The organism is Streptomyces sp. enrichment culture, assembly GCF_964272895.1.
Lineage (GTDB): Bacteria > Actinomycetota > Actinomycetes > Streptomycetales > Streptomycetaceae > Streptomyces.
Genome location: NZ_OZ186832.1, coordinates 911023 through 937200 on the forward strand (window position 1 = coordinate 911023; position 26178 = coordinate 937200).

Below are 26178 nucleotides of genomic sequence, written 5' to 3' on the forward strand. Positions count from 1 at the left end.
GCCCGCGGGAGGAGGTCGCGGGGCCCGGCAGTGAGTACGAAGATCACGTCCGCGCGGCGAGGTCGCGCGGCCGTACGAAGCTCACGCCCGCGCGGCAAGGTCACGCGACGCCCGCGGGAGGAGGTCCTGCCGGTGGGCCGGGCGAGGTCCCGTACGAGGGCCAGACCCCCGCATGAACGTTCCGTCACCCTCCCGCACGGCCCCTTTCACACCGGCGCGACCGTGCCCGCCCGCCCCGCGAGGGCCGCCGCTGCCGCGCCGACCAGGCCCGCGTCGGTGCCCATGCGGGCGGGGGCGACGGTGAGGCGCTGTACGAAGGAGAGGGTGGCGTAGTCGGCGAGGGCCTTGCGGAGCGGGGTGAACAGGACGTCCCCCGCCTTGCCGACGCCGCCGCCGATGACGGCGATGTCGATCTCGACCAGGGTCGCGGTGGCGGCGATCCCGGCGGCCAGGGCACGCGCGGCCCGCGCGAAGGAGGCGACCGCCACGGGCTCCCCGGAGCGGGCCGCGGCGGCCACCGCGGCGGCGGAGGTGTCCCCGTCCGGGCCGGGCCGCCAGCCGGCCTCCAGGGCGCGCCGCGCGATGTTCGGGCCGCTGGCGATGCGCTCCACGCAGCCGCGCGAACCACAGGGGCACGGGTCGCCGTCGAGGTCGACGCTGATGTGGCCGATGTGACCGGCGTTGCCGGTGGGGCCGGGATGGAGGCGCCCGTCCAGGACCAGGCCCCCGCCCACGCCCGTGGAGACGACCATGCACAGCGCGTTGTCGTGGCCGCGCGCGGCGCCCTGCCAGTGCTCGGCCGCCGTGATGGCGACCCCGTCCCCGATCAGCTCGACCGGCAGTCCCCCGGTGGCCTCCCGTACGCCCGCGACCAGCGGGTAGTCGCGCCAGCCCGGCACGTTGACGGGGCTGACCGTGCCCGCGGAGGCGTCCACCGGCCCGGCGCTGCCGATGCCGACCGCGTGCGCGCGGGCCCACAGGGGCGTGGCCCTGAGCTCCGCCAGCACCTCGCGTACCGCGGCCATCACCGTGTCGCCGTGCTCCTTGGCGGGCGTTGGGCGCTGGGCGCGCACCAGGATGTGGCCGTCGCCGTCGACCAGGGCGCCGGCGATCTTGGTGCCGCCGATGTCGAGCGCGGCCACGAGGGCGGTGTGCGTCAAGGTCGGATCTCCCCGTCAACCATGGGCAAGGGCAGGAAAAGGGCAGGCCTGTCCGGCGGTGGGGCGCGCGAACCGAAGGTGCCGGGACAGTGTCCCCGCTTCTGACAACGTTGTCCAGGCTCTATGCTCGACGCCACATCCTCATACAATCCACGGATCGACGCACCCCCGTGGATCACACGTGGATCACAGGACAGGACACCGCACCGTGGCCGATGCCATCCGCCGAGCAGACGGGCTGCCCGCAGCCCGCTACGGGAACCGCCCGACGATGAAGGACGTGGCCGCACGGGCCGGCGTCGGCCTGAAGACGGTCTCGCGGGTCGTCAACGGCGAGCCGGGCGTCACACCGGACACCGAACGGCGGGTGCAGGACGCCATAGAGGCACTGGGCTTTCGCCGCAACGACAGCGCGCGCGTCCTGCGCAAGGGCCGCACCGCCAGCATCGGCCTGGTCCTGGAGGACCTCGCCGACCCCTTCTACGGCCCGCTGAGCCGCGCGGTGGAGGAGGTGGCCCGCGCCCACGGCGCGCTGCTGATCAACGGCTCCAGCGCGGAGGACCCGGACCGTGAGCAGGAGCTGGCGCTGGCGCTGTGCGCCCGGCGGGTGGACGGCCTGGTGGTGATCCCGGCCGGGGACGACCACCGCTATCTGGAGCCGGAGATCAGGGCGGGCGTGGCGACGGTGTTCGTGGACCGGCCGGCCGGCCGGATCGACGCGGACGTGGTGCTGTCGGACAACTACGGCGGGGCCCGCGACGGCGTCGCCCACCTCATCGCGCACGGGCACCGCAGGATCGGGTTCATCGGTGACATGCCCCGCATCCACACCGCGGCCGAGCGGCTGCGCGGCTACCGGGCCGCCATGGAGGACGCCGGGATACCCGTGGCGGACTCCTGGATGTCCCTGGGCGTCACCGACCCGGTGCGGGTGCGCCGGGCGGCCGAGGAGATGCTGTCCGGACCGGACCCGGTGACGGCGGTCTTCGCGGGCAACAACCGGGTGACCGTCACCGTCGTCCGCGTCCTCGCCGAGCACGACCGCCGGGTCGCCCTCGTCGGCTTCGACGACATCGAGCTCGCCGAGCTGCTCCAGCCGGGTCTGACGGTGGTCGCGCAGGACGCGGCGGCCCTCGGCCGTACCGCCGCCGAGCGGCTCTTCCAGCAGCTCGACGGCACCCTGGTCACCCCCGAGCGGATCGAACTGCCCACCCGGCTGATCACCCGCGGCTCCGGCGAGCTGCCGCCCGCGGACTGAGGCGCCGATGGCCGAGGCGGACGAGCACACCCTGCAGGCCCTGGGCCTGGACGTGGTGCCGCGGGACGACCCGCTGAGCTACCCGGGCGCGTGGCCCGACCGCTCCGGACTGCTCGACGGCGACCGCCTGTTGCCCCTGGGCCGCCTCGTCCACCCCGACCGCACCCCCGTGCTCGCCGTCGGCTCCAACGCCTCCCCCGGCCAGCTGCGCCGCAAGCTGGCCCTCGCCGGGCTCCGCGCGCCCCTGCCGATGGTCAAGGTGCGGGTCACCGGCGTCGCCGCGGGGGTCTCCGCGCATGTGAGCCGCATGGGCTACGTCTCCGCGTCGCCGGTCCACGCGCCCGGCGCGGTACGGGAGTTGTTCGTGACCTGGCTGGACGCCGCGCAGCTCGCGGTCGTCGACGCCAGCGAGGGCGTACCGCTGCCGGCCGGGAACTTCCGGCGGGCCTGGCTGCCCGGGTCCGAGGTGCGGGTGGAGCTGGAGGACGGGCGGACGCTGCCGGGGGTGTACGCGTACGTCAACCGGCGCGGTGTCCTGCGGGACGGCACGGGCGCCCCCCGCGCCCACCCCGGCCAGCGCGCCCTGCTCACCGAACTCCTCGTCGCCCTGCCCCGGTTGCGGGAGCTGTTCGGGGTGACGCCGGAGGAGTTCGTCGCGCGGGCGCGGGCCGACTCGGCGCTGTGCGAGCGCGGGACCCGGCTGTTCGCCGAGGAGAAGCTGGTGACGGCGTCCGGCCTGGAGGCGTACGTCCGCCCTCAGCAGACGGGCAGTCCGGGCACCGGGGCGTCGTTGTCGCCGCCCTGGATGTAGACGTCGCTGACGTAGACGTTCGTGTTGCCGCTGTCGTCGTCCGTCCGGGCCCACCAGACGTTGGTCCACTCGCCGTAGGTCTCCCGGCGGCCCAGGTTCTGCTGGCAGTAGAAGTAGTTGGTGCCGGCGTAGAGGACACCGGCCTCGGTGCCGGAGGCCGTGTAGGAGGTGGCGGTGCGCCAGACCTGGCAGTTGTACTTCCCGCCGCCGACGGGGTGGCAGACGGGGGCGGGGGCCTGGGTGGTCGCGCCGCCGCCGGTGCCGGGCTCGTCGCCGCCACCGGATCCGGCGGTCGGGGACTTCGAGGGGGCGGCGGTCGTGGCGCGGCCGGTCGGCTCGGCGGGTTCCTCGTCGTCGGTCGTCCTCGACGCGCTCGGCGAGGGGTCCTCGCCCTTCTCGGAGGGTTCCGCACTGTCCTCGGGGCTCGCCTCGGCGTCCGTACCGGCACGGGCCGACTCCGGGTCGGAGACCGATGCCGAGCCGCTGATCGCCGCCGCGGAGGCGCCCGACGCGGCGACCGGCTCGGTGTCGTCGTCTGCGGGGGTGTCGAACAGGGCGACGGTGACACCGGCGGCGGCCAGCACGACGGTCACGGCCACGGCGGCGAGCAGGGCGCGGCCGCGCTTGCGGCGGGGCGGGGCGGGGTCGCGGGGAGCGGCGGCGTCGGCCGCGGGGGCGGGGGCGCCGGCCGGTGCGCGGTTCCCGGCGTCTCCCAACGGTCCGAGGTGGCCGGCGTTCCCGAACGGATCGGCGTGTCCGGCGTTCCCGAACGGATCGGCGTGTCCGGCGTTCCCGAAGGGGTCGACGTGCCCGGCGTTCCTGAAGGTGCCGGCGTGTCCGGCGTTCCCGAACGGATCGGCGTGCCCGTTGCCCGCGGGGCTGGCGGGGTGGCCCGTCCCGTCGGCGGGGGCGTACGCCGGGCCGAAGCCCGGCGGCACCGACGGCACGCTCAGTTCCGTCTCCGCGCGGGCGGACGCTGCCGTGGCCGCCGGACAGCCGTGCAGGGACGCCGTCGGGAGGTCCGTCACGGCGCCCGAGGCCACCGCCTCCAGCTGCTCGCGTGCCCGGTCGGCGTCCGGGCGGGCGTCGGGGTGCTTGGCCATGAGGCCGGTCAGGACGGGGCCGAGCGGTCCGGCCCGGTGCGCCTCCGGGAGGGGTTCGGCGACGATGGCGGTCAGGGTCGAGTACGTCGACGTACGGCGGAACGGCGAGGCGCCCTCCACGGCGGCGTACAGGGTGGCGCCGAGGGCCCAGATGTCGGAGGCGGGGCCGGGGAGGCCGCCCTGGGCGCGCTCGGGGGCGAGGTAGTCCAGGGAGCCGACGATCTCGCCGCTGCGGGTGAGGTGGGTCTCGGAGCCGTCGCCGGGGTCGTCCATGGTGGCGATGCCGAAGTCGGTGAGGACGACCCGTCCGGAGCGGTCCAGCAGGATGTTGCCGGGCTTGACGTCACGGTGCAGGACGCCGACGCGGTGGGCGGCGGCCAGCGCGTCCATCACCTTGGCGCCGATCCCGGCGGCCTCGCGCGGGTCGAGGGTGCCGCGCTCGCGCAGCACATCGTCCAGGGAGGGGCCGTCCACCAGCTCCATGACGATCAGCGGGCGCCCGTCGACCTCGGCGATGTCGTGCACGGCGATCACTCCGGGATGGCGCACCCGGGCGGCGGCGCGGGCCTCGCGCTGCATGCGCAGACGCAGGTCGGACAGCTCGGGGCCTGCGGAGTCGGTGTAGGTGCGCAGTTCCTTGACGGCGACCTCGCGGCCGAGGACCTCGTCGACGGCCCGCCATACGACGCCCATGCCGCCGCGCCCGAGCCGCGCCGTGACGCGATAGCGCCCGGCCAGCACCCTGCCGACGCCCTCTGTCTGTCCGTACTCCCCCGAAGACACCGCTGCCCCGTTCTCTGACACGCTCATGAACGGCGTACAGACTACGGGGCAGGAGTGACGGCGACGGTCGCCGGTGGCCGCTGTGACGATTCCGCTACGTGGCCGAGGCCGTCAGGTCACCGCGGCGCGGCGCGGCGAAGCCCTCCAGGTCGGCGCGGGTGAGGCCGGTGAGGCGGGCGACCTCGGCGATGTCGAGGGCGCCGCAGTCCAGGCCGCGCAGGAGGTAGCCGCTGAGCGCCTTGGCGGTGGCGGGCTCGTCCATGACGTCGCCGTCGGTGTGGCTGGCGTAGCGGGCGAGGCGGGCGGCGGCCTGCTCGAAGCCCTCGCGGTAGAAGGCGAAGACGGCGGCGTAGCGGGTGGGGATGTGGCCCGGGTGCATGTCCCAGCCCTGGTAGTAGGCGCGGGCCAGGGCGCGGCGGGTGAGGCCGTAGTGCAGACGCCAGGCGTCGTGGACCTTCTCGGTGGGGCCGACGGGCAGGACGTTGGTCGAGCCGTCCGAGACCCGTACGCCCGTGCCCGCCGCCGCCACCTGCATGATCGCCTTGGCGTGGTCGGCGGCGGGGTGGTCGCTGGCCTGGTAGGCGGCGGAGACGCCGAGGCAGGCGCTGTAGTCGAAGGTGCCGTAGTGCAGGCCGGTGGCGCGGCCCTCGGCGGCCTGGATCATCCGGGCGACGGTGGCGGTGCCGTCGGCGGCGAGGATGGACTGGCTGGTCTCGATCTGGATCTCGAAGCCGATCCGGCCGGGCTCCAGGCCGTGCGCCTTCTCGAACGCCTCCAGGAGCCGGACCATGGCGGTGACCTGCTCGGGGTACGTCACCTTGGGCAGGGTCAGGACCAGGCCCTCGGGCAGGCCGCCGGCCTGCATCAGGCCGGTGAGGAAGATGTCGAGGGTGCGGATGCCGCGGTCGCGGACCGGGGCCTCCATGCACTTCATGCGGATGCCCATGTACGGGGCCGCCGTGCCCTGCTCGTATGCCTCGGCGATCAGACGCGCGGCGCGGGCGGCGTCGGCGTCCTCGTCCTTGCCCTTGTAGCCGTCCTCGAAGTCGACGCGCAGGTCCTCGATCGGCTCGCGCTCCAGCTTGGCGCGGACCCGTGAGTACACCGGCTCGGCCAGCTCGTCCGCCAGGCCCAGCACGGAGGCGAAGGAGGCGGCGTCCGGGGCGTGCTCGTCGAGGGCGGCGAGGGCCTGGTCGCCCCAGCTGCGCACGGTGTCGGCGGCGAAGACGTCGCCGGGGACGTAGACGGTGTGGACGGGCTGCCGGGTGCCGGGGTCCCCGGGGTAGAGGCGCTCCAGCGCGGCGTCGACCTGGGCGAGGGAGGCGCTGATCTCCTCGCTGACGGTGCCCGCGAGGCTCGTCGCCACCTTCTCCTGCTGGCCCTGACCCATCCCACACCCTCCATATTTCCGACAGGCGGAATCAACATTCCGTTGAACGAAGTTATCCGGGGATCTTCCCGCTGGTCAACACCCTCAGTACAGCATCCGGGCATGCCGAGGCCCCCGTGACCGGCGCGGGTCACGGGGGCCTGGGTCAGCCCGGTGACCGGCGTGGGTCAGGGGGCTTCGGGCAGCCGGGGCGGCGATCAGCCCTTGCGGGCCTTGATCTCCTCGGTGAGCTGCGGGACGACGTCGAACAGGTCGCCGACGACGCCGTAGTCGACGAGCTCGAAGATCGGGGCCTCGGGGTCCTTGTTGATGGCCACGATGGTCTTCGAGGTCTGCATACCGGCGCGGTGCTGGATCGCACCGGAGATGCCGGAGGCGATGTACAGCTGCGGGGAGACCGACTTGCCGGTCTGGCCCACCTGGTTGGTGTGCGGGTACCAGCCCGCGTCCACCGCGGCGCGCGAGGCGCCGACGGCCGCGCCGAGGGAGTCGGCGAGGGCCTCGATGATCGCGAAGTTGTCGGCGCCGTTGACGCCGCGGCCGCCGGAGACCACGATCGCGGCCTCGGTCAGCTCGGGGCGGCCGGTCGACTCGCGCGGCGTGCGGGCGGTGACCTTGGTGCCGGTGGCCTTCTCGGAGAAGGACACCTCCAGCGCCTCGACGCTGCCCGCGGCCGGGGCGGCCTCCACGGCGGCCGAGTTCGGCTTGACCGTGATGACCGGGGTGCCCTTCGAGACGCGGGACTTGGTGGTGAAGGACGCGGCGAACACCGACTGGGTGGCCACCGGGCCCTCGTCGCCGGCCTCCAGGTCGACGGCGTCGGTGATGATGCCGGAGCCGATGCGCAGCGCCAGACGGGCGGCGATCTCCTTGCCCTCCGCGGAGGACGGCACCAGGACGGCGGCCGGCTCGACGGCCTTGACCGCGGCCTGGAGGGCGTCGACCTTCGGGACGACCAGGTAGTCGGCGTACTCGGACGCGTCGTGGGTGAGGACCTTCACCGCGCCGTGCTCGGCGAGGGCGGCGGCGGTGTCGGCGGCGCCGTTGCCGAGCGCGACGGCGACGGGCTCGCCGATGCGGCGGGCCAGGGTCAGCAGCTCAAGGGTCGGCTTGCGGACGGCACCGTCCACGTGGTCGACGTAGACGAGGACTTCAGCCATGGGATTGCTCTCCTGCGTAACGAAGTTGAGGGGCGGTCGGCGTGCGGCTGCGGGCCTTAGATGAACTTCTGGCCCGCGAGGAACTCAGCGAGCTGCTTGCCGCCCTCGCCCTCGTCCTTGACGATCGTGCCGGCCGTGCGGGCCGGGCGCGGCTCCGCGGACTCGACGACGGTGTAGGCGTTCTCCAGGCCGACCTCGTCGGCCTCGATGTCCAGGTCGGACAGGTCCCAGGACTCCACCGGCTTCTTCTTGGCGGCCATGATGCCCTTGAAGGACGGGTAACGGGCCTCGCCGGACTGGTCGGTGACCGAGACGACGGCCGGCAGGGATGCCTCCAGCTGCTCGGAGGCGGCGTCGCCGTCACGGCGGCCCTTGACGGTGCCGTCCTCGACGGAGACCTCGGAGAGCAGGGTGACCTGCGGGACGCCGAGGCGCTCGGCGAGCAGGGCCGGGACGACGCCCATGGTGCCGTCGGTGGAGGCCATGCCGGAGATGACCAGGTCGTAGCCGGCCTTCTCGATCGCCTTGGCGAGCACCAGGGAGGTGCCGATGGCGTCGGTGCCGTGCAGGTCCTCGTCCTCGACGTGGATCGCCTTGTCGGCACCCATCGACAGCGCCTTGCGCAGCGCGTCCTTGGCGTCCTCCGGGCCGACGGTCAGGACGGTGACCTCGACGTCGTCGTCGGAGTTCTCGGCGATCTGCAGCGCCTGCTCGACGGCGTACTCGTCGAGCTCGGAGAGCAGACCGTCCACGTCGTCCCGGTCGACGGTCAGGTCATCGGCGAAGTGCCGGTCGCCAGTGGCGTCGGGCACGTACTTCACAGTGACAACGATCCTCAAGCTCACGCCGGCTCTCCTACTGCAATCGTCATTTCTCGGCTGCCTCTTGCAGGCAGCATAGGCGCCCCAAGCGGCCGATCCCGGTCGGGGCGACCCCGCGCCCCGAGCGAAATATTACTCGTCAGTACACCCAGTTCGTTCCCGCTAAGCAAGCGCTTTGAACTGTGACCTTCGCAACGCAGCGTAACCGGAATCGGACCGGTCCGCAGAAGCGGCAGGGGGTGATCAATCCCGCAGAGCGGTGAAGCGCCCCTGGTGGTAGAGGAGGGGACGGCCCGCGCCCGAGGGGTCGCCGAGGACGACCTCGGCCAGCACGATCCGGTGGTCGCCGGCGGGCACCCGGCTCACGATCCGGGCGATCAGCCAGGCCGGCACGTCGTCGAGGACGGGCACGCCCTCGGGACCCTCGTGCCAGTCGGTCGCCGGGCCGAAGCGGTCGGCGCCGCTGCGCGCGAAGGTGGCGGCGAGCTGCTGCTGGTGCTCGCCGAGTATGTGCACCCCCACGTACTCCGCCTCGGCGATCGCGGGCCAGCTGGAGGCGCCGGTGCCGATACCGAAGGAGATCAGCGGAGGATCGGCGGAGACCGAGGTGAGCGAGGTGGCGGTGAAGCCGACGGGGCCCCGGTCGCCGCTCGCGGTGATCACCGCGACACCCGCCGCGTGCCGCCGGAAGACGGAGCGCAGCAGATCGGGGGAGGCGAGCCGGACGGTGCCGAGGTCGGACGTGGCCGTCATGGAGTTGTCCTTCTGATGGAGGGGACGAGCGGGTCGCGGGTGCTCAGCGGCCCGGACAGCGCGCGCTCGCGGTGCGGGCCAGGTCGATGTGCACCCGGCCGAAGAGAAGGAGTTCCGAAGGCATGGGGATCAGGCTGACGATCGGTGGTACGCCCAGTCAAGTACGTACCGGGATATGGGAGCGGCCTCACTGTGCCCCGACCGCCTCCCCGAGGGCCGCGATCACATCCGCCTTGCGGGGCTGGCCGGCGGCCCTGCGCACCACGCGCCCACGCGCGTCCAGTACCAGGACGGTCGGGGTCTTGAGGATGTCCAGGGCCCGTACGAGCTCCAGCCGCTCCTCGGCGTCGATCTCGACGTGGGTGACCCCGGGCACCATCGCGGCGACCTCGCCGAGCACCCTGCGGGTGGCCCGGCAGGGGGCGCAGAAGGCGCTGGAGAACTGCACCAGCGTGGCGCGCTCCCCCAGCTCCCCGCCCAGTTCCACCGGGCTCAGCATCTTGCCCGCGTCGCGCCCGCGCACCCGCACTCTCCCGTTCCGCCGCCGATGCAGCACTCCGAAGGCGCTCGCCGCCGCGAGCACCGCCACGCACACCACAAGTCCGGTCATCCTCGACTGAAGCGTTCACGAGACCGCAAAGATTCCCGGCCGCATACCCGGTTCCGCTTGAGGAATGCTGGACCGCATGGACATCGACGTGAGGGGGCCGCGGTTCGGCGCGGCCGTGACGACCGTGGTGCTGGCCCTGGTGCTGGTCACCGGGAGCGCCTGGCTGCTGGCCTGGCAGACGCTGGCGTTCGCGCTCGGCGCGGCGGGCGGGGTGGGCAGGTCGCCGTATGGCTGGGTGTTCCGCCGGGTCGTACGGCCGCGACTGGGGCCGCCGGCGGACTTCGAGGCGCCCGAGCCGCCGCGGTTCGCTCAGGCGGTGGGCCTGCTCTTCGCGGGCGTGGGGCTCGCCGGGTTCGCCGCGGGGGTCGAGTGGCTGGGTCTGGCGGCGACCGGGGCGGCGCTCGGGGCGGCCTTCCTGAACGCGGTGTTCGGCTACTGCCTGGGGTGCGAGATGTTCCTGCTTCTGCGGAGGCTGGCGGTACGCCCGGAGTAAAGAATCCGCAAAAGCCCGAGGTGGACGTGACGAGGATCTCGCCCAGGACGGGCACGCGGACTGGCCCCGCGGGCGTTCTTGGGGCACGATCTGCGACAGGCCGCAAACCTACGGCTGCGTAACTTCCCGCCGGGAGCCCCCTTTCCCGAGCAGAGCAGAAAGGGCCCGTCCCACCCATGGCTGAGCTCGTGTACCGTCCGGTCGTCGGCCTTGCCCTGACCATGTTCAAGGCATGGGACCTCAAGATCGACTGCAAGGGGTCCGAGAACATCCCGCGGTCGGGCGGTGCCGTCCTGGTGAGCAACCACATCAGCTACCTGGACTTCATCTTCAACGGCCTGGCGGCGCTGCCGCAGAAGCGGCTGGTGCGCTTCATGGCCAAGGAGTCGGTGTTCCGCCACAAGGTCTCCGGTCCGCTGATGCGCGGTATGAAGCACATCCCGGTGGACCGCAAGCAGGGCGAGGCCGCCTACGAGCACGCGCTGGAGTCGCTGCGCTCCGGCGAGGTCGTCGGCGTCTTCCCCGAGGCCACGATCTCCCAGTCGTTCACGCTGAAGAGCTTCAAGTCCGGTGCCGCGCGCCTGGCCCAGGAGGCGGGCGTCCCGCTGATCCCGATGGCCGTGTGGGGCACCCAGCGGCTGTGGACCAAGGGCCACCCGCGCAACTTCCGGCGCAGCCATCTCCCGGTCACCATCCGTGTGGGCGAGGCGGTCGAGGCGCCCAAGGACAAGTACGCCGGCGCCATCACCCGCCAGCTGCGCGAGCGGGTCCAGGAGCTGCTGGAGGCCGCCCAGCGCGCCTACCCGGCCCGCCCCAAGGGTCCGGAGGACAGCTGGTGGCTCCCCGCCCACCTGGGCGGCACGGCTCCCACGCCGGAGCAGGTGCGCGCCGCCGAGTCGCGCTGACCCCGCCCGCCGCCCGGACCCGGCGCGACCGGTAGGGTCCCGGCGAGAGTGCGACGGCGGGGCCTGGGGGCGGTGGGATGCGGCGCTGGATCAAGGTGGCGGTGGCGGCTGCGGCCGCGCTGGGTGCCGTCGGATGGATCGCCGAGCCGTGGGTCCAGGACTGGATGCTGGTGCGCGGGGCCTGCGACGGCGGTCTGCCCGGCGACGCGGTACGCGAACTCGCCGTCCACGGCTCCCACTTCACGGAGGCGGAGTCCGCGACGCACGAGCGGCTCGGCGTGTACGGCTGCTCCCTGACGTTCGAGGGCGACGAGATCCACGACGAACTCCTGCTGAAGGTACGGGCGTACACGCGCCGGGACGAGCAGGACCGGGAGTTCCGCAGTCTCTTCGAGGACGACGGCTTCTCCACGACCGCGGCACTGCCCGAGGGCATGCCCGGCTTCGTCGACGAGTTCGGCGCGCTGCAGTTCCTGGTGGACTGCCCGGACCTGGGCCGCGACGACGAGGGGCGGCAGCGCCGGATGCTGGTGCGCACCGTGTTCGGCCGGGACGCGGCCGCCGGGCAGCCCGCCGCCTACGAGACCGCCGTCGCCGCCGTGGCCACCGCCTCCGACCGGCTCGGCTGCGGCGCCGGGCCGCTGCGCGTGCCGAAGGGGGACGCCGGTCCGCCCGACCCCGAGGACGATCCGCGCACGGTCCCCTTCGACGAGGCGGAGGACAGCGCCTGCGCCCGCGCGGTGGGTTCCGTGCTGCCGCGGCCGGCCGCCTGGGAGCTGACCGACCGGCTGAACGACGCCGCGCCCACGGGCCGGTGCGACCTGAGCTCATCGGGCGACGGCGGCGGGCAGGGGATGACGTTCGTCGTCTGGTACGGCGACTGGAGCAGGCGACTGGTCACCCAAGACGGCGTGCCGCGCGACATGACCGCGACCGCCCGCTGCGACGGCGAGACCGCGAGCTTCGCCCTGTCCGCCTCCGAGGACATCCCCGGCGTCGGCACCGCGAAGCGGCGGGAACTGCTCACGGCGTTCGCCGAGGACCGGATGCGGCAGCGGGACTGCACGGACCTCCGCGTCCACGGGTGACGAGCCGTCAGAAGCGCAGCCACAGCCCGCGGACATAGGCGTCGTCGATGATCTGCCGCATGGCCGCGGCCCGTTCCGGCGGCACGCCACGCTCCCGCGCCCAGGCGTCGAACACGGTGAACAGCTGGTACCGGCCGTCCATCGGATCGCCCCGGAGCGGCCCGGAGACCGGCCGGGCGGCGATGGCGGCCATCGGCGGGCGCGTCATCACCTGGCGGGCGGCGGGCCGGTAGGCGCCGCGGGTGTGCCGGCGGACGGCCTCGTCGTACGCGGCGAGGTCCGCCACGGTCCCCTCCCACGCGTGGCCGGCGCGGTGTTTCATCAGGTCGCCGACGCGCTCGGCGATGTCCTCCAGGTCGTTGTCCGGCCAGGTCGTCCCGGTGCTGTCGTATCCGCTGCGCGCGGGGCGGTCGGGGCGGAAGCCGGGGTCGGTGCCGTGCCGTGTGAGGCGTTCCAGGTAGTGCGCGAAGTAGGCGCGCTCGGCGTCGTAGAGGACGGCGAACGCCTCGGGGTCCTGGGTGAGTTCCCCGACGAGCCACTTCGGGTCGGCCTCCGCCTCGCCGTAGGGGTGCTCGTACTCGAACTCCGTGTGGGCCTCGCCGGGGGCGAGGAAACGGCCGTAGCGCGTCCAGCCCTGCGCGTCGGGCGCGGCCGCCTCGCCGGGGACCGCCGGGGCGCCGAGGTCGGGGTCGTGGGACAGGTAACGGGCCTCGTCGACCACGTAGTCGGCGAGCATCCTGGCCACGCCGGGTGCCATGCCCTCGGGTATGTCGGCGCCGTCCAGCGCGGCGACCACGCCGTAGACGGCGCGCGCCTGGGCCAGGGTGTGCGGGGTGCCGGGGCCGCTCGCCAGGGTGGCGGCCTCGACGACCTCGCCGAGCACCTTGCCGCCGTCGCCGCAGGGGTTGTCGTGGCGCAGCGTCCTGCGCACCTCGTCCATGCGGGACAGGTCGTCGCCGGGGTCGAGCGCGCGGGTCGCCGCGGCGGGCCGGGCCGCGAGGGCGCGGGTGGCGGCGGGGATCTCCTGGCAGGGCGGTTCGTCGTCGCCCGCGGCGAGGACGAGGGGGACGGCGGTGCCGGTGGCGAGCAGGGCGAGGGCGAGGGCCGCCACGAGCAGGCGGCGCCGCGTGAGCCATGGGCCGTCCTTCGCCGCCGCCGTGTGCCGTGCCGGTTCCCCGTCGTTCATGCGGTGGACCCTAGCGGGCGGGCGCGCGCCGGGCGCGGGGTGGGTGGCCTCGGGCGCGGGCTCGGTCGCCTCAGAGTGCGGCGGGGAGCGTCTTCCAGAGGTACGGCCGGTCGGGGGCGGCCTTGAGGACGTCGACGACGGCCGGGTGAGGTGCGGCGTACAGGACCGGATAGTCCAGTTCGCCGGCCTCGTGGTGCACCGGGAAGGCCAGCCGCTCGCCGTCGAGGGAGAACTGGGCGTCCACGCCGGGTTTGTTGCCGCGGGGGTCCTGGCGGTGCCAGGCGCCGTCGAAGCGGACGGCGACCAGCCCGTGGACGCAGTGGCCCGAGCCGTCGTCGTGCGCGAGCCGCTGGTAGCAGAGGGCCGTGGGGATGTCCTCGGCCCGCAGCAGCGCGGCGAGGGCGTGGGCCTTGGCGTAGCAGATGCCGGTCCGCTGCTCCAGGACGTCGGACGCGCGCCAGGTGACGCGCAGATCGCCGGAGTCGGCGGAGTGCGGGACGGCGTCACGGATGTACGCGAAGGCGGCTCGCGCATAATCATACGAGTCATCGGCGCCGTCGGCGAGCCGGGCCGCGGTCTGCCGGACCAGCGGGTGCTCATGGTCGATGACCTCGTCGGCGGCCAGATAGGCGGAAAGGTCGGGGTTCTCCTGGATCAGCTCCATACCCGCAGAGCATAGGAATGCGATCACCCGACAGTCAATGACTTTTCAGGTGACCGCATACCTATGCAATCGGTGGGACTTTCGGCCGGTGCGGCCGCTCAGCGGGCCATCTCCTCCTTGAGCGCCGCCACGAACGCGTCCACGTCGTCCTCCGTGGTGTCGAAGGAGCACATCCAGCGCACCACGCCCTCGGCCTCGTCCCAGAAGTAGAACCGGAACTTCTTCTGCAGCCGCTCGCTGACGTCGTGCGGCAGCTTGGCGAAGACACCGTTGGCCTGCACCGGGTAGAGGATGTCCACCCCGTGCACCGCGCGCACGCCCTCGGCGAGCCGCTGGGCCATCTCGTTGGCGTGCCGGGCGTTGCGCAGCCACAGGTCCTTGGCGAGCAGCGCCTCCAGCTGGACGGAGACGAAGCGCATCTTGGAGGCGAGCTGCATGGACAGCTTGCGCAGATGCTTCATCTTCCGCACGGCGTCCTGGTTGATGACCACGACCGCCTCGCCGAACAGGGCGCCGTTCTTGGTGCCGCCCAGGGAGAGGATGTCCACGCCGACCGCGTTGGTGAAGGTGCGCATGGGCACGTTCAGGGAGGCGGCCGCGTTGGCTATCCGGGAGCCGTCCAGGTGCACCTTCATGCCGTGCGCGTGGGCGTGCTCGCAGATCGCGCGGATCTCGTCGGGCGTGTAGAGGGTGCCCAGCTCGGTGGACTGGGTGATCGAGACGACCTGCGGCATCGCGCGGTGCTCGTCGTCCCAGCCCCATGCCTGCCGGTCGATCAGCTCAGGGGTGAGCTTGCCGTCCGGGGTGGGCACGGTGAGCAGCTTCAGGCCGCCCATCCGCTCGGGCGCGCCGCCCTCGTCGACGTTGATGTGCGCGCTCTCGGCGCAGATCACCGCGCCCCAGCGGTCGGTGACCGCCTGGAGCGCGACGACGTTGGCGCCGGTGCCGTTGAAGACCGGGAACGCCTCCGCCGTGGGGCCGAAGTGGCTGCGGATGATCCCCTGGAGGTTCTCGGTGTAGTCGTCCTCGCCGTACGCCACCTGATGGCCGCCGTTGGCCAGCGCCAGGGCGGCCATCACCTCCGGATGCGCCCCGGCGTAGTTGTCGCTGGCGAAACCGCGGACCTCGGGGTCGTGATGGCGACGCGCGTCGGTCTTCGGCGGGTTCACGGCTTCTCGGTGAGCCACAGACGGTTTCCGTTCACTTCCGCGGCGGGCTTGTCCCAGACGCCCACGATGGCCTCGGCGAGGTCCTTGACGTCCGTGAAGCCCGCGAACTTCGCGTTGGGCCGCTCGGCGCGCATCGCGTCGTGCACCAACGCCTTCACCACCAGGATCGCAGCAGCGGACGTCGGCCCCTGCTCGCCCCCGGCCTTGCGGAAGTAGTCGGCCATGGCCAGCGTCCACGCCTCGGCAGCGGCCTTGCCCGCGGCGTACGCGGCGTTGCCGGCGGTCGGCTTGGTGGCGCCGGCGGCGCTGATCAGGACGTAGCGGCCGCGGTCGCTGCGCTGGAGCGCCTCGTGGAAGGCGAGGGAGGTGTGCTGCACGGTGCGGATGAGCAGCAGCTCCAGGAAGTCCCAGTCGTCGAGGCTGGTCTTGGTGAAGGTCTCGCTGCCGCGCCAGCCGCCGACCAGGTGGACCAGGCCGTCGATGCGGCCGAACTCCTTCTCGGTGCGGTTGGCCCAGTCGCGGGTGGCGTCCAGGTTGAGCAGGTCGACCGTCTCGCCGGTGACGGTGGCGCCGCCGTGCGCGTAGCGCGCCGCGTCCACGGCCTCCGCGAGCCGCTCCGGGTCGTTGTCGGCGCCGACGACGGTGGCGCCGGCCTCGGCGAGCCGGAGCAGTGCCGCCCGGCCGGCGGGTCCGCCCGCGCCGGCCACCGCGATCACTGCACCGCTGAGAGCCCCGTTCCCCATGTTCTTCCCCTTCACCGCAGTGTTCTGGACGCGGTCGCTCACGCGGCGACCCGCTCGGCGCTGTCCGCCGTGATGCCCTTGGTGGAGGCGATCACGTTCTTCAGCTTCTTGGACAGTGCCTCAAAGAACATGCTCAGCGGAAACTCGTCCGGAAGCACGTCATCGACGAGCTTGCGCGGCGGCTGGGTCAGGTCCAGGGCGTCGGGACCCTTGGCCCACTTGGAGCCCGGGTGCGGGGCGAGGTAGGTGGAGACCAGCTCGTAGCCGGCGAACCAGTGGACCAGCTTCGGGCGGTCGATGCCGTCGCGGTAGAGCTTCTCGATCTCGCCGCACAGCTGGTTGGTGACCTGCGGGGCGCGCTGCCAGTCGATCGACAGCTTGTTGTCCCGCCAGCGGACGACGTCGTGCTTGTGCAGGTAGGCGAAGAGCAGCTGGCCGCCGAGGCCGTCGTAGTTCCGGTTGCGGTCGCCGGTGAGCGGGAAGCGGAACATACGGTCGAACAGCACGGCGTACTGCACGTCACGGGCCTGCGGGACGCCCTCGGCCTCCAGCTTCACGGCCTCCTTGAAGGCGGTGAGGTCGCAGCGCAGCTCCTCCAGGCCGTACATCCAGAACGGCTGGCGCTGCTTGATCATGAAGGGGTCGAACGGCAGGTCGCCGTGGCTGTGGGTGCGGTCGTGGACCATGTCCCACAGGACGAACGCCTCCTCGCAGCGCTTCTGGTCGTGGACCATCGCGGCGATGTCCTCGGGGAGGTCCAGGCCGAGGATGTCGACGGCGGCGTCGGTGACGCGGCGGAAGCGGGCGGCCTCGCGGTCGCAGAAGATGCCACCCCAGGTGAACCGTTCCGGCGCCTCGCGCACGGCGATGGTCTCCGGGAAGAGGACGGCGGAGTTGGTGTCGTAGCCGGCCGTGAAGTCCTCGAACTTGATGCCGCAGAACAGCGGGTTGTCGTAGCGGGTGCGCTCCAGCTCGGCCAGCCAGTCCGGCCAGACCATGCGCAGCACGACCGCCTCCAGGTTGCGGTCGGGGTTGCCGTTCTGGGTGTACATCGGGAAGACGACCAGGTGCTGGAGGCCGTCCGCGCGGTTCGCCGCCGGGTGGAAGGCGAGCAGCGAGTCCAGGAAGTCGGGCACCTGGAAGCCGCCCTCGGCCCACTTCTGCAGGTCCTTGGCCAGGGCCTCGTGGTAGGCGGTGTCGTGCGGCAGCAGCGGCGACAGCTCGCGCACCGCCTCGATCACCTCGCGCACGGCGGCCTCGGCGGCGGCCCGCTCCGGGGCGCCCTCGGCGGTCAGGTCGATCGAGCCGTCCTTGGACTGCCAGGGCCGGATCCGCTCCACGGCATCCTTGAGCCGGGGCCAGGCCGGGTGTTCGACCACCCTGCTCGTCGAAGGAACCTGCTCCCCCGTCGCCGCCTGCACAAGAATTTCCGTCATGTCCCATCCTCCACAGGAGAACCTCGCGTGAGGACACCGTATGCATATGCGGTTTCTTCGAGCAAGGGGAGCCTCGGGAAATTATCCTGTGAACCCCCCGACATCACCGAAGGTTTTCCTGCTGGACACCGTGGGAAGGGATGCTTCCGCGCTTCCTTGCACGTAAGGGTGCAGGGCGGGCGCGGGCCATTAGGCTGCGGCCCCGACTGCCGTCGACGGAAGCGAGGTCTGCCTTGAACTTCCTCACCATCGGTCACCGCGGAGTCATGGGCGTGGAGCCCGAGAACACCCTTCGGTCCTTCGTCGCCGCCGAACGCGCCGGACTGGACGTCATCGAGCTGGATCTGCATCTGAGCAAGGACGGCGCCCTCGTGGTCATCCACGACGCGGACCTGGACCGCACCACGGACGGCTCCGGCCCCGTGGCCGACCGGACCCTTGAGGAACTGCGCGCCCTGGACGCCGGGCGGGGCGAGCGGATCCCGGTCTTCGAGGAGGTGCTGGAGGCGGTACGGTCCCCGCTCCAGGCGGAGATCAAGGACGTGGCCGCCGCCCGGGCGCTGGCGGACGTGCTGCGGGCGCGGGACCTGCTGGACCGCGTCGAGGTGTCCTCCTTCCACGACGAGGCGGTCGCCGAGATCGCCCGGCTGGTGCCGGGGGTCCGCACGGCGCTGATCGGCAGCCGCTACGGCACCGACATCGTCGACCGCGCGGTGGCGGTGGGCGCCCCGACCCTGTGTCTCGACATCCGCAGGCTCACCCTGGAGGTCGTGGAGCGGGCCCGCGAGGCCGGCCTGCGGATCATCGGCTGGGTGGTCAACACCCAGGACCACCTGCGGCTCGTACGGGCCCTGGAACTGGACGGCGCCACCACCGACCACCCGGACATCAAACGCACCGGCCGCTTCACCGCCTGATCAGGCGAGAGGCTTGACCAGCAGCTCGAACTGGAGGTCGTCGCGCTGCGGGATGCCGAAGCGCTCGTCGCCGTACGGGAAAGGGGTCATCCGTCCCGTACGGCGGTAGCCGCGGCGCTCGTACCAGGCGATGAGGTCCTCGCGCACGGAGATCACCGTCATGTGCATCTCGGTCACGCCCCAGCTCTCGCGGGCCTGCCGCTCCGCCTCCGCGATGATCACCTTGCCGAGGCCGGCGCCCTGGAGCCGGGGACTGACCGCGAACATGCCGAAGTAGGCGTGGTCACCGCGGTGCTCCAGCTGGCAGCAGGCGACGACCTCGCCGTCCCGCTCGACCGTCAGCAGCCGGCTGTCCGGCGACTTGATCACGGCCAGCACACCCTCGGGGTCGGTGCGCTGCCCCTGGAGGATGTCCGCCTCGGTCGTCCAGCCGGCCCGGCTGGCCTCACCCCGGTACGCGGACTCGATCAACGCGACCAGTGTGTCCACATCGGCGTCGCATGCGTCGCGGAAGGTGAGTCCGTGGACGGCGGATTCCATGGCGGGGCTCCGTTCTGTGGCGTGGTCGGGCGGGACGAGCCTAACTCCGGCACTACGCTGCGCGGGCATGGTGCATGTGCTGAGCAGCCGTATCCTTCTGCGCCCCCGCGACCCCGAGCGCTCGCGCGCCTTCTACGGCGGTGACCTGGGTCTCGCCGTGTACCGGGAGTTCGGCACCGGGCCGGAGCGGGGCACCGTCTACTTCCTCGGCGGCGGGTTCCTGGAGCTGTCGGGCCGCGCCGAGGAGGGACCGTCACCGGCGGTGCGGCTGTGGCTGCAGGTGCCGGACGCCGAGGCGGCGCACGAGGAGCTGCGCGGCAAGGGGGTGACCATCGTGCGGCCGCCCGTCACCGAGCCGTGGGGGCTGGTGGAGATGTGGATCAGCGATCCGGACGGGACCGAGATCGTGCTGGTGGAGGTGCCCGAGGAGCATCCGCTGCGGTACCGGCCGGGCCTCTGACACTTCCCGCGCGCGGACCGTGCTCCCCGTGTACACCCTTGCGCTCGCGTACGCCCCGCGGTGCCGGGGCATCGCTTGGCTGGAGCGGGTCTCGAGCGGGGAGGTACCTGTGCACGGACCGGCGTCACCCGGCTGGCTGCTGGTCGCGCTGTGCGCCGCGACCGGCGCGTACTGCCTGCTGCGGATGCGCAGCAGCGTGGAGGAGCAGCGCCGCAGCGCGGGCACCGAGGCGCTGATGGGGTTCGGAATGGCCGCGATGGCGGTGCCCGCGACGGTGTTCAGCCCGCCGCCGTGGGCCTGGCCGGCCTACGCGGCGGTGTTCGGCGGTGCCGCGCTGCGGGCGCTGTGGGCCGCGCGGGCCGACGCGCACCATCTGCACCATCTGGTGGGCGACGCGGCGATGGTCTACATGGCGGTGGCGATGGCCGCCTCCCCCGGCGGCCACGGGCACGGTGCCTCCGGCGTGCCCCTGCTCACCGGGGCGCTGCTGCTGTACTTCACCGGCTATGTGCTGCGCTCCGGCGCACGGCTGCTGCCCGTCCCCGGCCCCGCCGCCGCAGCGGGCGGCACGGTCGCCTGGGGGGACCGGCCGGAGCTGGCGCGGGCCTGCCGGCTGTCCATGGGCATCGCGATGGTGGCGATGCTGCTGATGATGTGAGACGGACCGTGTGAGGTGAGACGGACCGTGCGCGACGCCCAACGCCGTTGTGGCGTACGGCCGCACGAAACCGTGGCGTGCGTCACTTGGCACGGCGGTCCGTACCCGAGGACGGCTCCGCGCTCATAGGCTGGCGGACATGATGGTCCCCGTGGCACTGCTGCTGCTCGGCGCCCTGACCGCCTGTCTCGCCCCCCGTCTGCTCGCCCGCGCCGACTGGCCGGACCGTGAGCCGGTGGTGGCGCTGTGGGTGTGGCAGTGCGTGGTGGCCGCCGTGCTGGTCTGCTGCGCGCTGTCGATGACGTTCAGCGCGGCCGCCGCCTGGCAGGCGGTGCACGGCCATCTGTTCGCCCCGGCCCCGCGCCCCGTCGTCGAGGCGTACGCGCTCGGCGCGGCCGGGGGCCCCTGGCCGGCCGTCACCGCCGTCGCCCTCGCCCTGGCCGGGGCGTGGAGCGGGGCGATGCTGGTGCGCGAGGTCGTACGGGCCCGTGCGCGGCGTCGTCGGCGCCGGGCCGAACTCCTGGTCCGGGCCCCGCTGTTGCCCGGCGAGGAGCGCGGTGCCGACCGCCTGGTGGTGCTGGAGGCCGAGCGCCCCGACGCCTGGTGGCTGCCCGGCGCGACACCCCAGCTGGTGATCACGACCGCCGCGCTGCGCCGGCTGAAGGGACGCCAGCTGGACGCCCTCGTCGCCCACGAACAGGGGCACGCCCAGGCACGGCACGACTGGCTGCTGCACTGCTCGGGCGCGCTGGCCTCGGGGTTCCCGCAGGTCCCGGTGTTCGCGGCGTTCCGCGACGAGATGCACCGGCTGGTGGAGCTGGCCGCCGACGACATGGCCTCGCGGCGCTTCGGCCGGCTGACGACCGCGCTGGCCCTGGTCGAACTCAACGAGGACCGCGGGGTGTTCGGCCCCTGCCCGACGGCCCACGCGCAGGTTCCGCAGCGGGTGCACCGGCTGCTGGCCCCGCGCGACCGCCTCACCGCCGCCCGCCGCCTGCGCCTGACGGCCGCGGCCGCCCTGGTGCCCGTGGTGCCGGTCCTGGTGGCGTTCATTCCGGGGCTGCGGGCCCTGGGCTAGACGGACGTCGGGCCGGTTTCCGCCGGCTCGCATGGACCGGACCGCCATGGGCCGGTTCCCGTCGGCTCGCATGCCGGGGCCTCGGCCCCTGGACCAGACCGCCATGGGCCGGTTTCCGCCGGCTCGCGTGCCGGGGCGGGGCCCTGGATCAGACCGACGTGGGGCCGATTTCCGTCGGCTCGCGTGCCGAGCTTCGGGTCCTGGACCAGACCGCATTGGCACCGGACGCCGTCCTTCGGCGAGGATCGGGGCATGCATCCCCCGCACACCGCCTCGCCGCCCAGCATCTCCCGTCGCCGTGGCACGCTGCGCGCCGCGGGTGCGCTGGGCGTGTGCTCCGTGCTGCTGCTGACGCTGGTCGGCGCCGCGTGGCACCCGCTGATGTCCTTCGACCGCTCCGTGGCCCGCACCACGCACCGCTGGGCCGTGGACGAGCCCGGTTTCACCCAGGCGTGCCGCATCCTCACCGACTGGGTGTGGGACCCGCACACCATGCGGGTGCTGTGCGCGGTGACCGTCATCTGGCTGGTGTGGCGCAGAGCCGCCTGGTGGACGGCGCTGTGGCTGATCGGCACGGTGGCCGTGGGCACGGCCGTACAGCAGGCGGTGAAGGCGGCCGTCGGCCGTGAGCGCCCGACGTGGCCCGACCCCGTCGACTCCGCGCACTACGCGGCCTTTCCGTCCGGGCACGCGATGACGGCCATGGTGGTGTGCGGTCTGTTGCTGTGGCTGCTGCACACCTCCGGTGCCGGCCGCGCCCTGTTCCGGGCCGCCCTCGGGGTGGCCGCCGTCTCCGTGGTCGGGGTCGGGCTGACCCGAGTGTGGCTCGGCGTCCACTGGCCCACGGACGTGCTCGGCGGCTGGCTCATGGGCGCGACGCTGGTGACGGTGGCGGTGGCCGCGCATCAGCGGTGGCGTCCGGTCACGCCTCGGGAGAGGGCCCCCGCCGACTCGTAGGATCCGGTCATGACCGCGGTGATGTTCGACTTCTCCGGCACGCTGTTCCGAATCGAGTCCGCCGAGTCCTGGCTCGGCCACGTCCTCGACGCCGCGGGGGTCTCCCTGCCCGAGCCGGAGGCCGCCGCGACGGCGAGGGCGCTGGAGGCGGCCGGGGCGCTGCCGGGCGGGGCGCCGCCGCTGCGGGTGCCCGAGGAGCTGGCCGAGCTGTGGGAGACCCGTGACGAGAGCTCCGCACGGCACCGGGCCGCCTACACGGGCCTGTCCAGGCGGGTCGCGCTCCCGGACCCCGCGCTGCACGAGGCGCTCTACGAGCGCCATATGACACCGGCCGCGTGGACGCCGTACCCGGACGCCGCCGAGGTGCTCGGCGCGCTGCGGGAGCGCGGCATCGGCGTCGGCGTGGTGAGCAACATCGGCTGGGACCTGCGCCCGGTGTTCCGCGCGCACGGACTCGACGCGTATGTGGACGCGTACGTCCTGTCCTACGAGCACGGCGTGCGCAAACCCGACCCGCGGCTGTTCCGTACGGCGTGCGAGGCGCTGGGAGCGGATCCGCGGCGGGTGCTGATGGTGGGCGACGACCGGCGGGCGGACGGCGGCGCGGCGGCGCTGGGCTGCCGGGTGCACTTCGTGGACCCGCTGCCCGCCGAGCTCCGGCCGGACGGACTGCGACCGGTGCTGGATCTCGTGGACCGCGCGAGGGGGGACCGGCCTCGGACGCCACCCCGGAGAAGCGCCGGGGACCATGCCGGAGGACAATAGCCTCAGGCCACTATCTCCCCGCAAAAGGCCGCCCGCCTCGGACGATCCCCCGCGTCGCCCGAGGCAGACGGCACCCGGGACCACGCCGACCCACAGGCGGATCCCGCTGCGCTGAGTATAGTTGGCTGGCAGCCAGTCAACGCAGGAGTCCAGGATGTCCCCGCGCAGCGCCCAGGTCAATGAAGAGTTGCGACGGCGCTCCCGCGAACGGCTTCTGCAGGCGGCCGTGGAGCTGGTCAACGAGCGCGGATTCGACGCCACGACCTTGGGCGACATCGCGGACCGGGCCGGCTCGGCACGCGGTCTGGTCTCGTATTACTTCCCCGGCAAGCGCCAGCTGGTGCAGTCCGCGGTGCACCGGCTGATGCACCGCACGCTGGAGGAGGCCCTGGAGCGCGAGCCGCGCACGGACGACGGCCGGGAGCGGATGGCCCGGGCGATCGACGCGATCCTGGGGCTGGCCCGCGACCGCACGGTGCTGATGCGCCAGCACATGGCGGGGCTGCTGCAGGCCGAGGGGTTCGTCCAGTGCGCGGAGCAGCAGCGGCTCGCGGAACTGCTGCTGGACACCGTCGCCCGGCACGGCTCCTGCGACCCGGACACCGACTACCCGATGCTGCGGGCCCTGCTGATGGGGGCGGTGTACGCGATGGTGCTGCCCAATGTCGGCATGCCGATCGCGCCGGTGCGCGCCGAGCTGTTCCGGCGCTACGGACTGGACTGGGACATGGGTGTCCCGCCGGACGCCGAAGCGCCCGGCGGGACGTGCGACGAGGATCTGTCGCGGTTCTTCGCCACGGACCGCACGCCCGTGGACCCTCAGGGGTAGCGGCTCAGTCGAAGTAGTCCGGCTGGGTCTGCACGTTGAGCTCGTCCAGGTGGATCCGCCGTGCCGGGTCGGTCAGCCGGTCGCTGATCTTCAGCACGTCGAAGCCCTTGGCCATGTCGTTCGAGTAGATGTAGCCGTTGTAGTAGTACGCCGACCAGGAGCCGCCGACCGTGAGCCGGTCGGTGCTCAGCGGGCCGCGCTCGAAGTACGCGATCTCCTTGGGGTGGGCGGAGTCGGTGAAGTCCCAGACGGAGACACCGCCCTGGTACCACGCCTGGACCATCAGGTCCTTGCCCTTGACCGGGATCAGCGAGCCGTTGTGGGCGACGCAGTTCTCGGTGTCGGCCTGCATGCGCGGGATCTTGAAGTAGTTGCGGAAGACCAGCTTGCGGTTCTCGCCGCGGCCGGTGATGTCGTAGATGCCGTTGGCGCCGCGCTTGGGGCCGGTGGCCTCGTTGCAGGTGGCGCCGACGCCGCCGCCCAGCTCGTCGGTGAAGACGACCTTGTTGGCCTTCTGGTTGAAGGTGGCCGAGTGCCAGAAGGCGAAGTTGACGTTGTCCTGGACCCGGTCGATGACCTTGGGGTGCTCGGGGTCCTCGATGGAGAACAGGATGCCGTCGCCCATGCAGGCGCCCGCGGCCAGGTCCTTGGAGGGCAGCACGGTGATGTCGTGGCAGCCGGTGGTCTTGGTGACACCGGGGTTGGTGGGCGCGCCCGGATTGCCGCCGCCGTCGGGGCCCTCACCCGGGAACAACACCGGGAAGCCGACGACCGCCGCCTTCTCCGGGGCCTTGCGCGGCACCTTGATGACCGAGATGCCGTCGTGCGGCGGCTGGCAGTCGGGGAAGGTGGCGCTGGGGAAGTAGGAGGAGACGTAGATGTAGACGTTGCGGCGCTCGGGCACCAGCGTGTGGGTGTGCGAGCCGCACGCGGTCTCGACGGCGGCCACGTACTTCGGGTTGGCCTTGTCGCTGATGTCGAAGACCTTCATGCCCTCCCACGAGGACTTCTCCGTCGCGGGCTGCGAGGTGCTGTTGCAACTGGCGTCGCTGCGGGAGGAGTCGGTCGACAGGAAGAGCAGGTCGCCCGAGACTGAGATGTCGTTCTGGGAGCCGGGACACAGCACCTGCGCGACCGTCTTCGGCGCCTTCGGGTTGCTGATGTCGAAGATGCGGAAGCCGTCGTAGTTGCCGGCGAAGGCGTAGTCGCCCTGGAAGGCGAGGTCCGAGTTGGTGCCCTTGACCAGGTCCTTGGGGATGTTGGTGAGGTGCTCGATGTTGGACGAGTGGACGATCTCGTCCTGGCCGGGTATCGCGCCGTCGGCGATGGCCTCCCGCACCTCGGCCTCGGCACTGCGGGAGACGTCCTTCTGGGTCGGGGCGTCCCCGGGGTCGGGCGTGGCGATCGCCGGGTGCGCGGTGAGCAGGGCGGCCAGGAGTCCGGCCGCCGCGGTGGCAACTCCCAGACGTCTGCGCCGCGTTCGGGGGTCGTTCGACAGGGTCACTGCTTCCTCCCTTGTTCCGTTCACGAGGGAACGGTTCACGGACCCCCGCAGTATCGTCTTCGGCATGCGCAGATCAACAGAGGTGAAACGTATATGTAATCCAGGTTTTTGATCAGTCGTGCGCGGAAGCGTGTTAGGACAGTCAGCAACACTCACGAGGTGTGCCCCTCATCTCCCCCCGTACCAGGAGGTCGTTGTGCACGTTCGCCGCGCTCTTCGCGCATCCCTTGCGACGGCGTCCCTCGCCGCCCTGGCGGCGTTCGCGCTCGCCGGCTGCACCTCGGACTCGGACGGCGAGGCCAAGTCCCCGGCGCCGAGCGGCCCTTCGGTGCTCGTGCCCGGGCTGCCGGGCGAGGAGAACCGCACCCTGTCGGCCGAGGAGGCGGCGGCACAGCAGGCCGAGGACGACACACCCAACTCGGCGGACGTCTCCTACGTCCGCAGGATGATCGAGCACCACGAGCAAGCCGTGGTGATGGCCGAACTCGCCCCCAAGCAGGCGAAGTCCACGCAGGTGAAGCGGCTCGCCGAGCGCATCAAGGCGGCGCAGGCGCCGGAGATCGGCGCGATGCGGGGCTGGCTGGAGACCCATGGCAAGGCCGAGCCGGGCGAGGAGGTCGACGGGGAGGACGGGGGACACGACCACGCCGCGATGCCCGGCATGGCGACCGAGGCGCAGCTCGGGCAGCTGCGGGCGGCGCGCGGCGAGGTCTTCGACACGCTGTTCCTGAAGCTGATGATCGCCCACCACCAGGGGGCGATCACCATGGCCACCGAGGTGAAGGGGCAGGGCAACAACATCCAGGTCGAGGAGATGGCCGACGATGTGGTGGCGCAGCAGACCAGCGAGATCACGCGGATGCGGGACATGATCTGATCTCCCGGACCGGCCCGCCAGGGCGTCGGCCCGCCGTGCGCCAGCCCCACCGCGAGTCAG

General features: G+C 72.6%; 27 protein-coding genes. 13 read left to right on the plus strand and 14 right to left on the minus strand.

Annotated elements, in window-relative coordinates; all coding sequences use genetic code 11:
- Nucleotides 1–206: 206 nt before the first annotated feature.
- A complete protein-coding gene (locus ACSU6M_RS04040) occupies nt 207–1160 on the minus strand; it encodes an ROK family protein (RefSeq protein ID WP_437067101.1) in 954 nt (317 codons plus the stop codon).
- Nucleotides 1161–1341: 181 nt separating this feature from the next.
- Here ACSU6M_RS04040 and ACSU6M_RS04045 point away from each other — a divergent pair, with 181 nt between their 5' ends.
- Together ACSU6M_RS04045 and ACSU6M_RS04050 are read left to right on the plus strand one after the other, a co-directional pair.
- The gene (locus tag ACSU6M_RS04045) at nt 1342–2418 is read left to right on the plus strand and encodes a LacI family DNA-binding transcriptional regulator (RefSeq protein ID WP_437067102.1); all 1077 of its coding nucleotides are present in this window, start codon (nt 1342–1344) and stop codon (nt 2416–2418) included.
- 7 nt (nt 2419–2425) lie between these two features.
- Complete coding sequence (locus tag ACSU6M_RS04050; RefSeq protein WP_437067103.1) at nt 2426–3229, plus strand: hypothetical protein; 804 nt, start codon at nt 2426–2428, stop codon at nt 3227–3229.
- On the opposite strand, the gene ACSU6M_RS04055 is transcribed toward ACSU6M_RS04050, so the two are convergent.
- From ACSU6M_RS04055 to ACSU6M_RS04080, 6 genes are all read right to left on the minus strand, one after another.
- Nucleotides 3175–5115 carry a serine/threonine-protein kinase gene (locus ACSU6M_RS04055; protein ID WP_437067104.1) on the minus strand — a complete coding sequence of 647 codons (1941 nt, stop codon included), beginning with the start codon at nt 5113–5115 and terminating at the stop codon, nt 3175–3177. The genes ACSU6M_RS04050 and ACSU6M_RS04055 overlap by 55 nt on opposite strands.
- A gap of 94 nt (nt 5116–5209) precedes the next feature.
- A complete protein-coding gene (locus ACSU6M_RS04060; RefSeq protein ID WP_437067106.1) occupies nt 5210–6505 on the minus strand; it encodes a DUF6986 family protein in 1296 nt (431 codons plus the stop codon).
- 197 nt (nt 6506–6702) lie between these two features.
- Complete coding sequence (locus tag ACSU6M_RS04065; RefSeq protein WP_437067108.1) at nt 6703–7665, minus strand: electron transfer flavoprotein subunit alpha/FixB family protein; 963 nt, start codon at nt 7663–7665, stop codon at nt 6703–6705.
- 56 nt (nt 7666–7721) lie between these two features.
- A complete protein-coding gene (locus ACSU6M_RS04070; RefSeq protein WP_437067109.1) occupies nt 7722–8510 on the minus strand; it encodes an electron transfer flavoprotein subunit beta/FixA family protein in 789 nt (262 codons plus the stop codon).
- Nucleotides 8511–8729: 219 nt separating this feature from the next.
- On the minus strand, nt 8730–9239 hold the full coding sequence (locus ACSU6M_RS04075; protein WP_437067110.1) for a flavin reductase family protein: 510 nt from the start codon (nt 9237–9239) through the stop codon (nt 8730–8732).
- A gap of 187 nt (nt 9240–9426) precedes the next feature.
- Nucleotides 9427–9849 carry a TlpA family protein disulfide reductase gene (locus ACSU6M_RS04080; protein WP_437067111.1) on the minus strand — a complete coding sequence of 141 codons (423 nt, stop codon included), beginning with the start codon at nt 9847–9849 and terminating at the stop codon, nt 9427–9429.
- A 76-nt stretch (nt 9850–9925) separates the two neighbouring features.
- On the opposite strand from ACSU6M_RS04080, the gene ACSU6M_RS04085 reads away from it, so the two are divergent.
- From ACSU6M_RS04085 to ACSU6M_RS04095, 3 genes are all read left to right on the plus strand, one after another.
- A complete protein-coding gene (locus ACSU6M_RS04085; RefSeq protein WP_437067113.1) occupies nt 9926–10342 on the plus strand; it encodes a DUF4395 domain-containing protein in 417 nt (138 codons plus the stop codon).
- 176 nt (nt 10343–10518) lie between these two features.
- Entirely contained in the window at nt 10519–11247 is a 729-nt protein-coding gene (locus tag ACSU6M_RS04090) for a lysophospholipid acyltransferase family protein (RefSeq protein ID WP_437067114.1), read from the plus strand.
- A gap of 77 nt (nt 11248–11324) precedes the next feature.
- Nucleotides 11325–12335, plus strand: coding sequence for a hypothetical protein (locus tag ACSU6M_RS04095; RefSeq protein WP_437067115.1), 1011 nt, complete (start codon nt 11325–11327; stop codon nt 12333–12335).
- Between the two features lie 7 nt (nt 12336–12342).
- Here ACSU6M_RS04095 and ACSU6M_RS04100 read toward each other — a convergent pair whose 3' ends face one another.
- From ACSU6M_RS04100 to ACSU6M_RS04120, 5 genes are all read right to left on the minus strand, one after another.
- Nucleotides 12343–13521, minus strand: coding sequence for a hypothetical protein (locus tag ACSU6M_RS04100; RefSeq protein ID WP_437067117.1), 1179 nt, complete (start codon nt 13519–13521; stop codon nt 12343–12345).
- Nucleotides 13522–13591: 70 nt separating this feature from the next.
- Nucleotides 13592–14185: a transglutaminase domain-containing protein gene (locus ACSU6M_RS04105; protein WP_437067119.1), complete on the minus strand. Its 594-nt coding sequence runs from the start codon at nt 14183–14185 to the stop codon at nt 13592–13594.
- Between the two features lie 98 nt (nt 14186–14283).
- Nucleotides 14284–15354 (minus strand): threonine aldolase family protein, encoded by a 1071-nt coding sequence (locus ACSU6M_RS04110; RefSeq protein WP_437067121.1) that lies wholly within the window; start codon nt 15352–15354, stop codon nt 14284–14286.
- Entirely contained in the window at nt 15351–16097 is a 747-nt protein-coding gene (locus ACSU6M_RS04115) for an SDR family NAD(P)-dependent oxidoreductase (RefSeq protein WP_437067122.1), read from the minus strand. The genes ACSU6M_RS04110 and ACSU6M_RS04115 overlap by 4 nt, the downstream gene beginning before the upstream one ends.
- Nucleotides 16098–16135: 38 nt before the next feature.
- Entirely contained in the window at nt 16136–17533 is a 1398-nt protein-coding gene (locus ACSU6M_RS04120; RefSeq protein WP_437067124.1) for a DUF6421 family protein, read from the minus strand.
- Between the two features lie 233 nt (nt 17534–17766).
- Here ACSU6M_RS04120 and ACSU6M_RS04125 point away from each other — a divergent pair, with 233 nt between their 5' ends.
- A complete protein-coding gene (locus tag ACSU6M_RS04125; RefSeq protein ID WP_437067126.1) occupies nt 17767–18450 on the plus strand; it encodes a glycerophosphodiester phosphodiesterase in 684 nt (227 codons plus the stop codon).
- On the opposite strand, the gene ACSU6M_RS04130 is transcribed toward ACSU6M_RS04125, so the two are convergent.
- A complete protein-coding gene (locus tag ACSU6M_RS04130; protein ID WP_437067128.1) occupies nt 18451–18990 on the minus strand; it encodes a GNAT family N-acetyltransferase in 540 nt (179 codons plus the stop codon).
- A 67-nt stretch (nt 18991–19057) separates the two neighbouring features.
- Between ACSU6M_RS04130 and ACSU6M_RS04135 the strand changes: the two genes are divergently transcribed.
- From ACSU6M_RS04135 to ACSU6M_RS04160, 6 genes are all read left to right on the plus strand, one after another.
- Nucleotides 19058–19450 (plus strand): VOC family protein, encoded by a 393-nt coding sequence (locus tag ACSU6M_RS04135; RefSeq protein WP_437067129.1) that lies wholly within the window; start codon nt 19058–19060, stop codon nt 19448–19450.
- A 109-nt stretch (nt 19451–19559) separates the two neighbouring features.
- A complete protein-coding gene (locus tag ACSU6M_RS04140) occupies nt 19560–20108 on the plus strand; it encodes a DUF5134 domain-containing protein (RefSeq protein WP_437067131.1) in 549 nt (182 codons plus the stop codon).
- 139 nt (nt 20109–20247) lie between these two features.
- Nucleotides 20248–21186, plus strand: a complete 939-nt coding sequence (locus tag ACSU6M_RS04145) for a M56 family metallopeptidase (RefSeq protein WP_437067133.1) — start codon at nt 20248–20250, stop codon at nt 21184–21186.
- A gap of 252 nt (nt 21187–21438) precedes the next feature.
- Nucleotides 21439–22143: a phosphatase PAP2 family protein gene (locus ACSU6M_RS04150; RefSeq protein WP_437067135.1), complete on the plus strand. Its 705-nt coding sequence runs from the start codon at nt 21439–21441 to the stop codon at nt 22141–22143.
- 9 nt (nt 22144–22152) lie between these two features.
- Nucleotides 22153–22908, plus strand: a complete 756-nt coding sequence (locus ACSU6M_RS04155; protein WP_437067137.1) for an HAD family hydrolase — start codon at nt 22153–22155, stop codon at nt 22906–22908.
- Between the two features lie 154 nt (nt 22909–23062).
- Nucleotides 23063–23737 (plus strand): TetR/AcrR family transcriptional regulator, encoded by a 675-nt coding sequence (locus tag ACSU6M_RS04160; RefSeq protein WP_437067139.1) that lies wholly within the window; start codon nt 23063–23065, stop codon nt 23735–23737.
- A 4-nt stretch (nt 23738–23741) separates the two neighbouring features.
- Here the strand turns inward: ACSU6M_RS04160 and ACSU6M_RS04165 are convergent, their stop codons facing one another.
- Nucleotides 23742–25241, minus strand: coding sequence for an LVIVD repeat-containing protein (locus ACSU6M_RS04165; RefSeq protein ID WP_437075003.1), 1500 nt, complete (start codon nt 25239–25241; stop codon nt 23742–23744).
- Between the two features lie 196 nt (nt 25242–25437).
- On the opposite strand from ACSU6M_RS04165, the gene ACSU6M_RS04170 reads away from it, so the two are divergent.
- Nucleotides 25438–26118, plus strand: a complete 681-nt coding sequence (locus tag ACSU6M_RS04170; RefSeq protein WP_437067140.1) for a DUF305 domain-containing protein — start codon at nt 25438–25440, stop codon at nt 26116–26118.
- The last annotated feature ends 60 nt before the right edge of the window (nt 26119–26178 follow it).

Excerpts from the sequence above, each read along its gene's own strand:
- ACSU6M_RS04050 (WP_437067103.1), top strand. The coding sequence starts at position 2,426 with ATGGCCGAGGCGGACGAGCACACCCTGCAGGCCCTGGGCCTGGACGTG.
- ACSU6M_RS04060 (WP_437067106.1), bottom strand. The coding sequence starts at position 6,505 with ATGGGTCAGGGCCAGCAGGAGAAGGTGGCGACGAGCCTCGCGGGCACC.
- ACSU6M_RS04065 (WP_437067108.1), bottom strand. The coding sequence starts at position 7,665 with ATGGCTGAAGTCCTCGTCTACGTCGACCACGTGGACGGTGCCGTCCGC.
- ACSU6M_RS04075 (WP_437067110.1), bottom strand. The coding sequence starts at position 9,239 with ATGACGGCCACGTCCGACCTCGGCACCGTCCGGCTCGCCTCCCCCGAT.
- ACSU6M_RS04080 (WP_437067111.1), bottom strand. The coding sequence starts at position 9,849 with ATGACCGGACTTGTGGTGTGCGTGGCGGTGCTCGCGGCGGCGAGCGCC.
- ACSU6M_RS04085 (WP_437067113.1), top strand. The coding sequence starts at position 9,926 with ATGGACATCGACGTGAGGGGGCCGCGGTTCGGCGCGGCCGTGACGACC.
- ACSU6M_RS04090 (WP_437067114.1), top strand. The coding sequence starts at position 10,519 with ATGGCTGAGCTCGTGTACCGTCCGGTCGTCGGCCTTGCCCTGACCATG.
- ACSU6M_RS04095 (WP_437067115.1), top strand. The coding sequence starts at position 11,325 with ATGCGGCGCTGGATCAAGGTGGCGGTGGCGGCTGCGGCCGCGCTGGGT.
- ACSU6M_RS04100 (WP_437067117.1), bottom strand. The coding sequence starts at position 13,521 with ATGAACGACGGGGAACCGGCACGGCACACGGCGGCGGCGAAGGACGGC.
- ACSU6M_RS04105 (WP_437067119.1), bottom strand. The coding sequence starts at position 14,185 with ATGGAGCTGATCCAGGAGAACCCCGACCTTTCCGCCTATCTGGCCGCC.
- ACSU6M_RS04115 (WP_437067122.1), bottom strand. The coding sequence starts at position 16,097 with ATGGGGAACGGGGCTCTCAGCGGTGCAGTGATCGCGGTGGCCGGCGCG.
- ACSU6M_RS04120 (WP_437067124.1), bottom strand. The coding sequence starts at position 17,533 with ATGACGGAAATTCTTGTGCAGGCGGCGACGGGGGAGCAGGTTCCTTCG.
- ACSU6M_RS04130 (WP_437067128.1), bottom strand. The coding sequence starts at position 18,990 with ATGGAATCCGCCGTCCACGGACTCACCTTCCGCGACGCATGCGACGCC.
- ACSU6M_RS04135 (WP_437067129.1), top strand. The coding sequence starts at position 19,058 with ATGGTGCATGTGCTGAGCAGCCGTATCCTTCTGCGCCCCCGCGACCCC.
- ACSU6M_RS04145 (WP_437067133.1), top strand. The coding sequence starts at position 20,248 with ATGATGGTCCCCGTGGCACTGCTGCTGCTCGGCGCCCTGACCGCCTGT.
- ACSU6M_RS04150 (WP_437067135.1), top strand. The coding sequence starts at position 21,439 with ATGCATCCCCCGCACACCGCCTCGCCGCCCAGCATCTCCCGTCGCCGT.
- ACSU6M_RS04155 (WP_437067137.1), top strand. The coding sequence starts at position 22,153 with ATGACCGCGGTGATGTTCGACTTCTCCGGCACGCTGTTCCGAATCGAG.
- ACSU6M_RS04160 (WP_437067139.1), top strand. The coding sequence starts at position 23,063 with ATGTCCCCGCGCAGCGCCCAGGTCAATGAAGAGTTGCGACGGCGCTCC.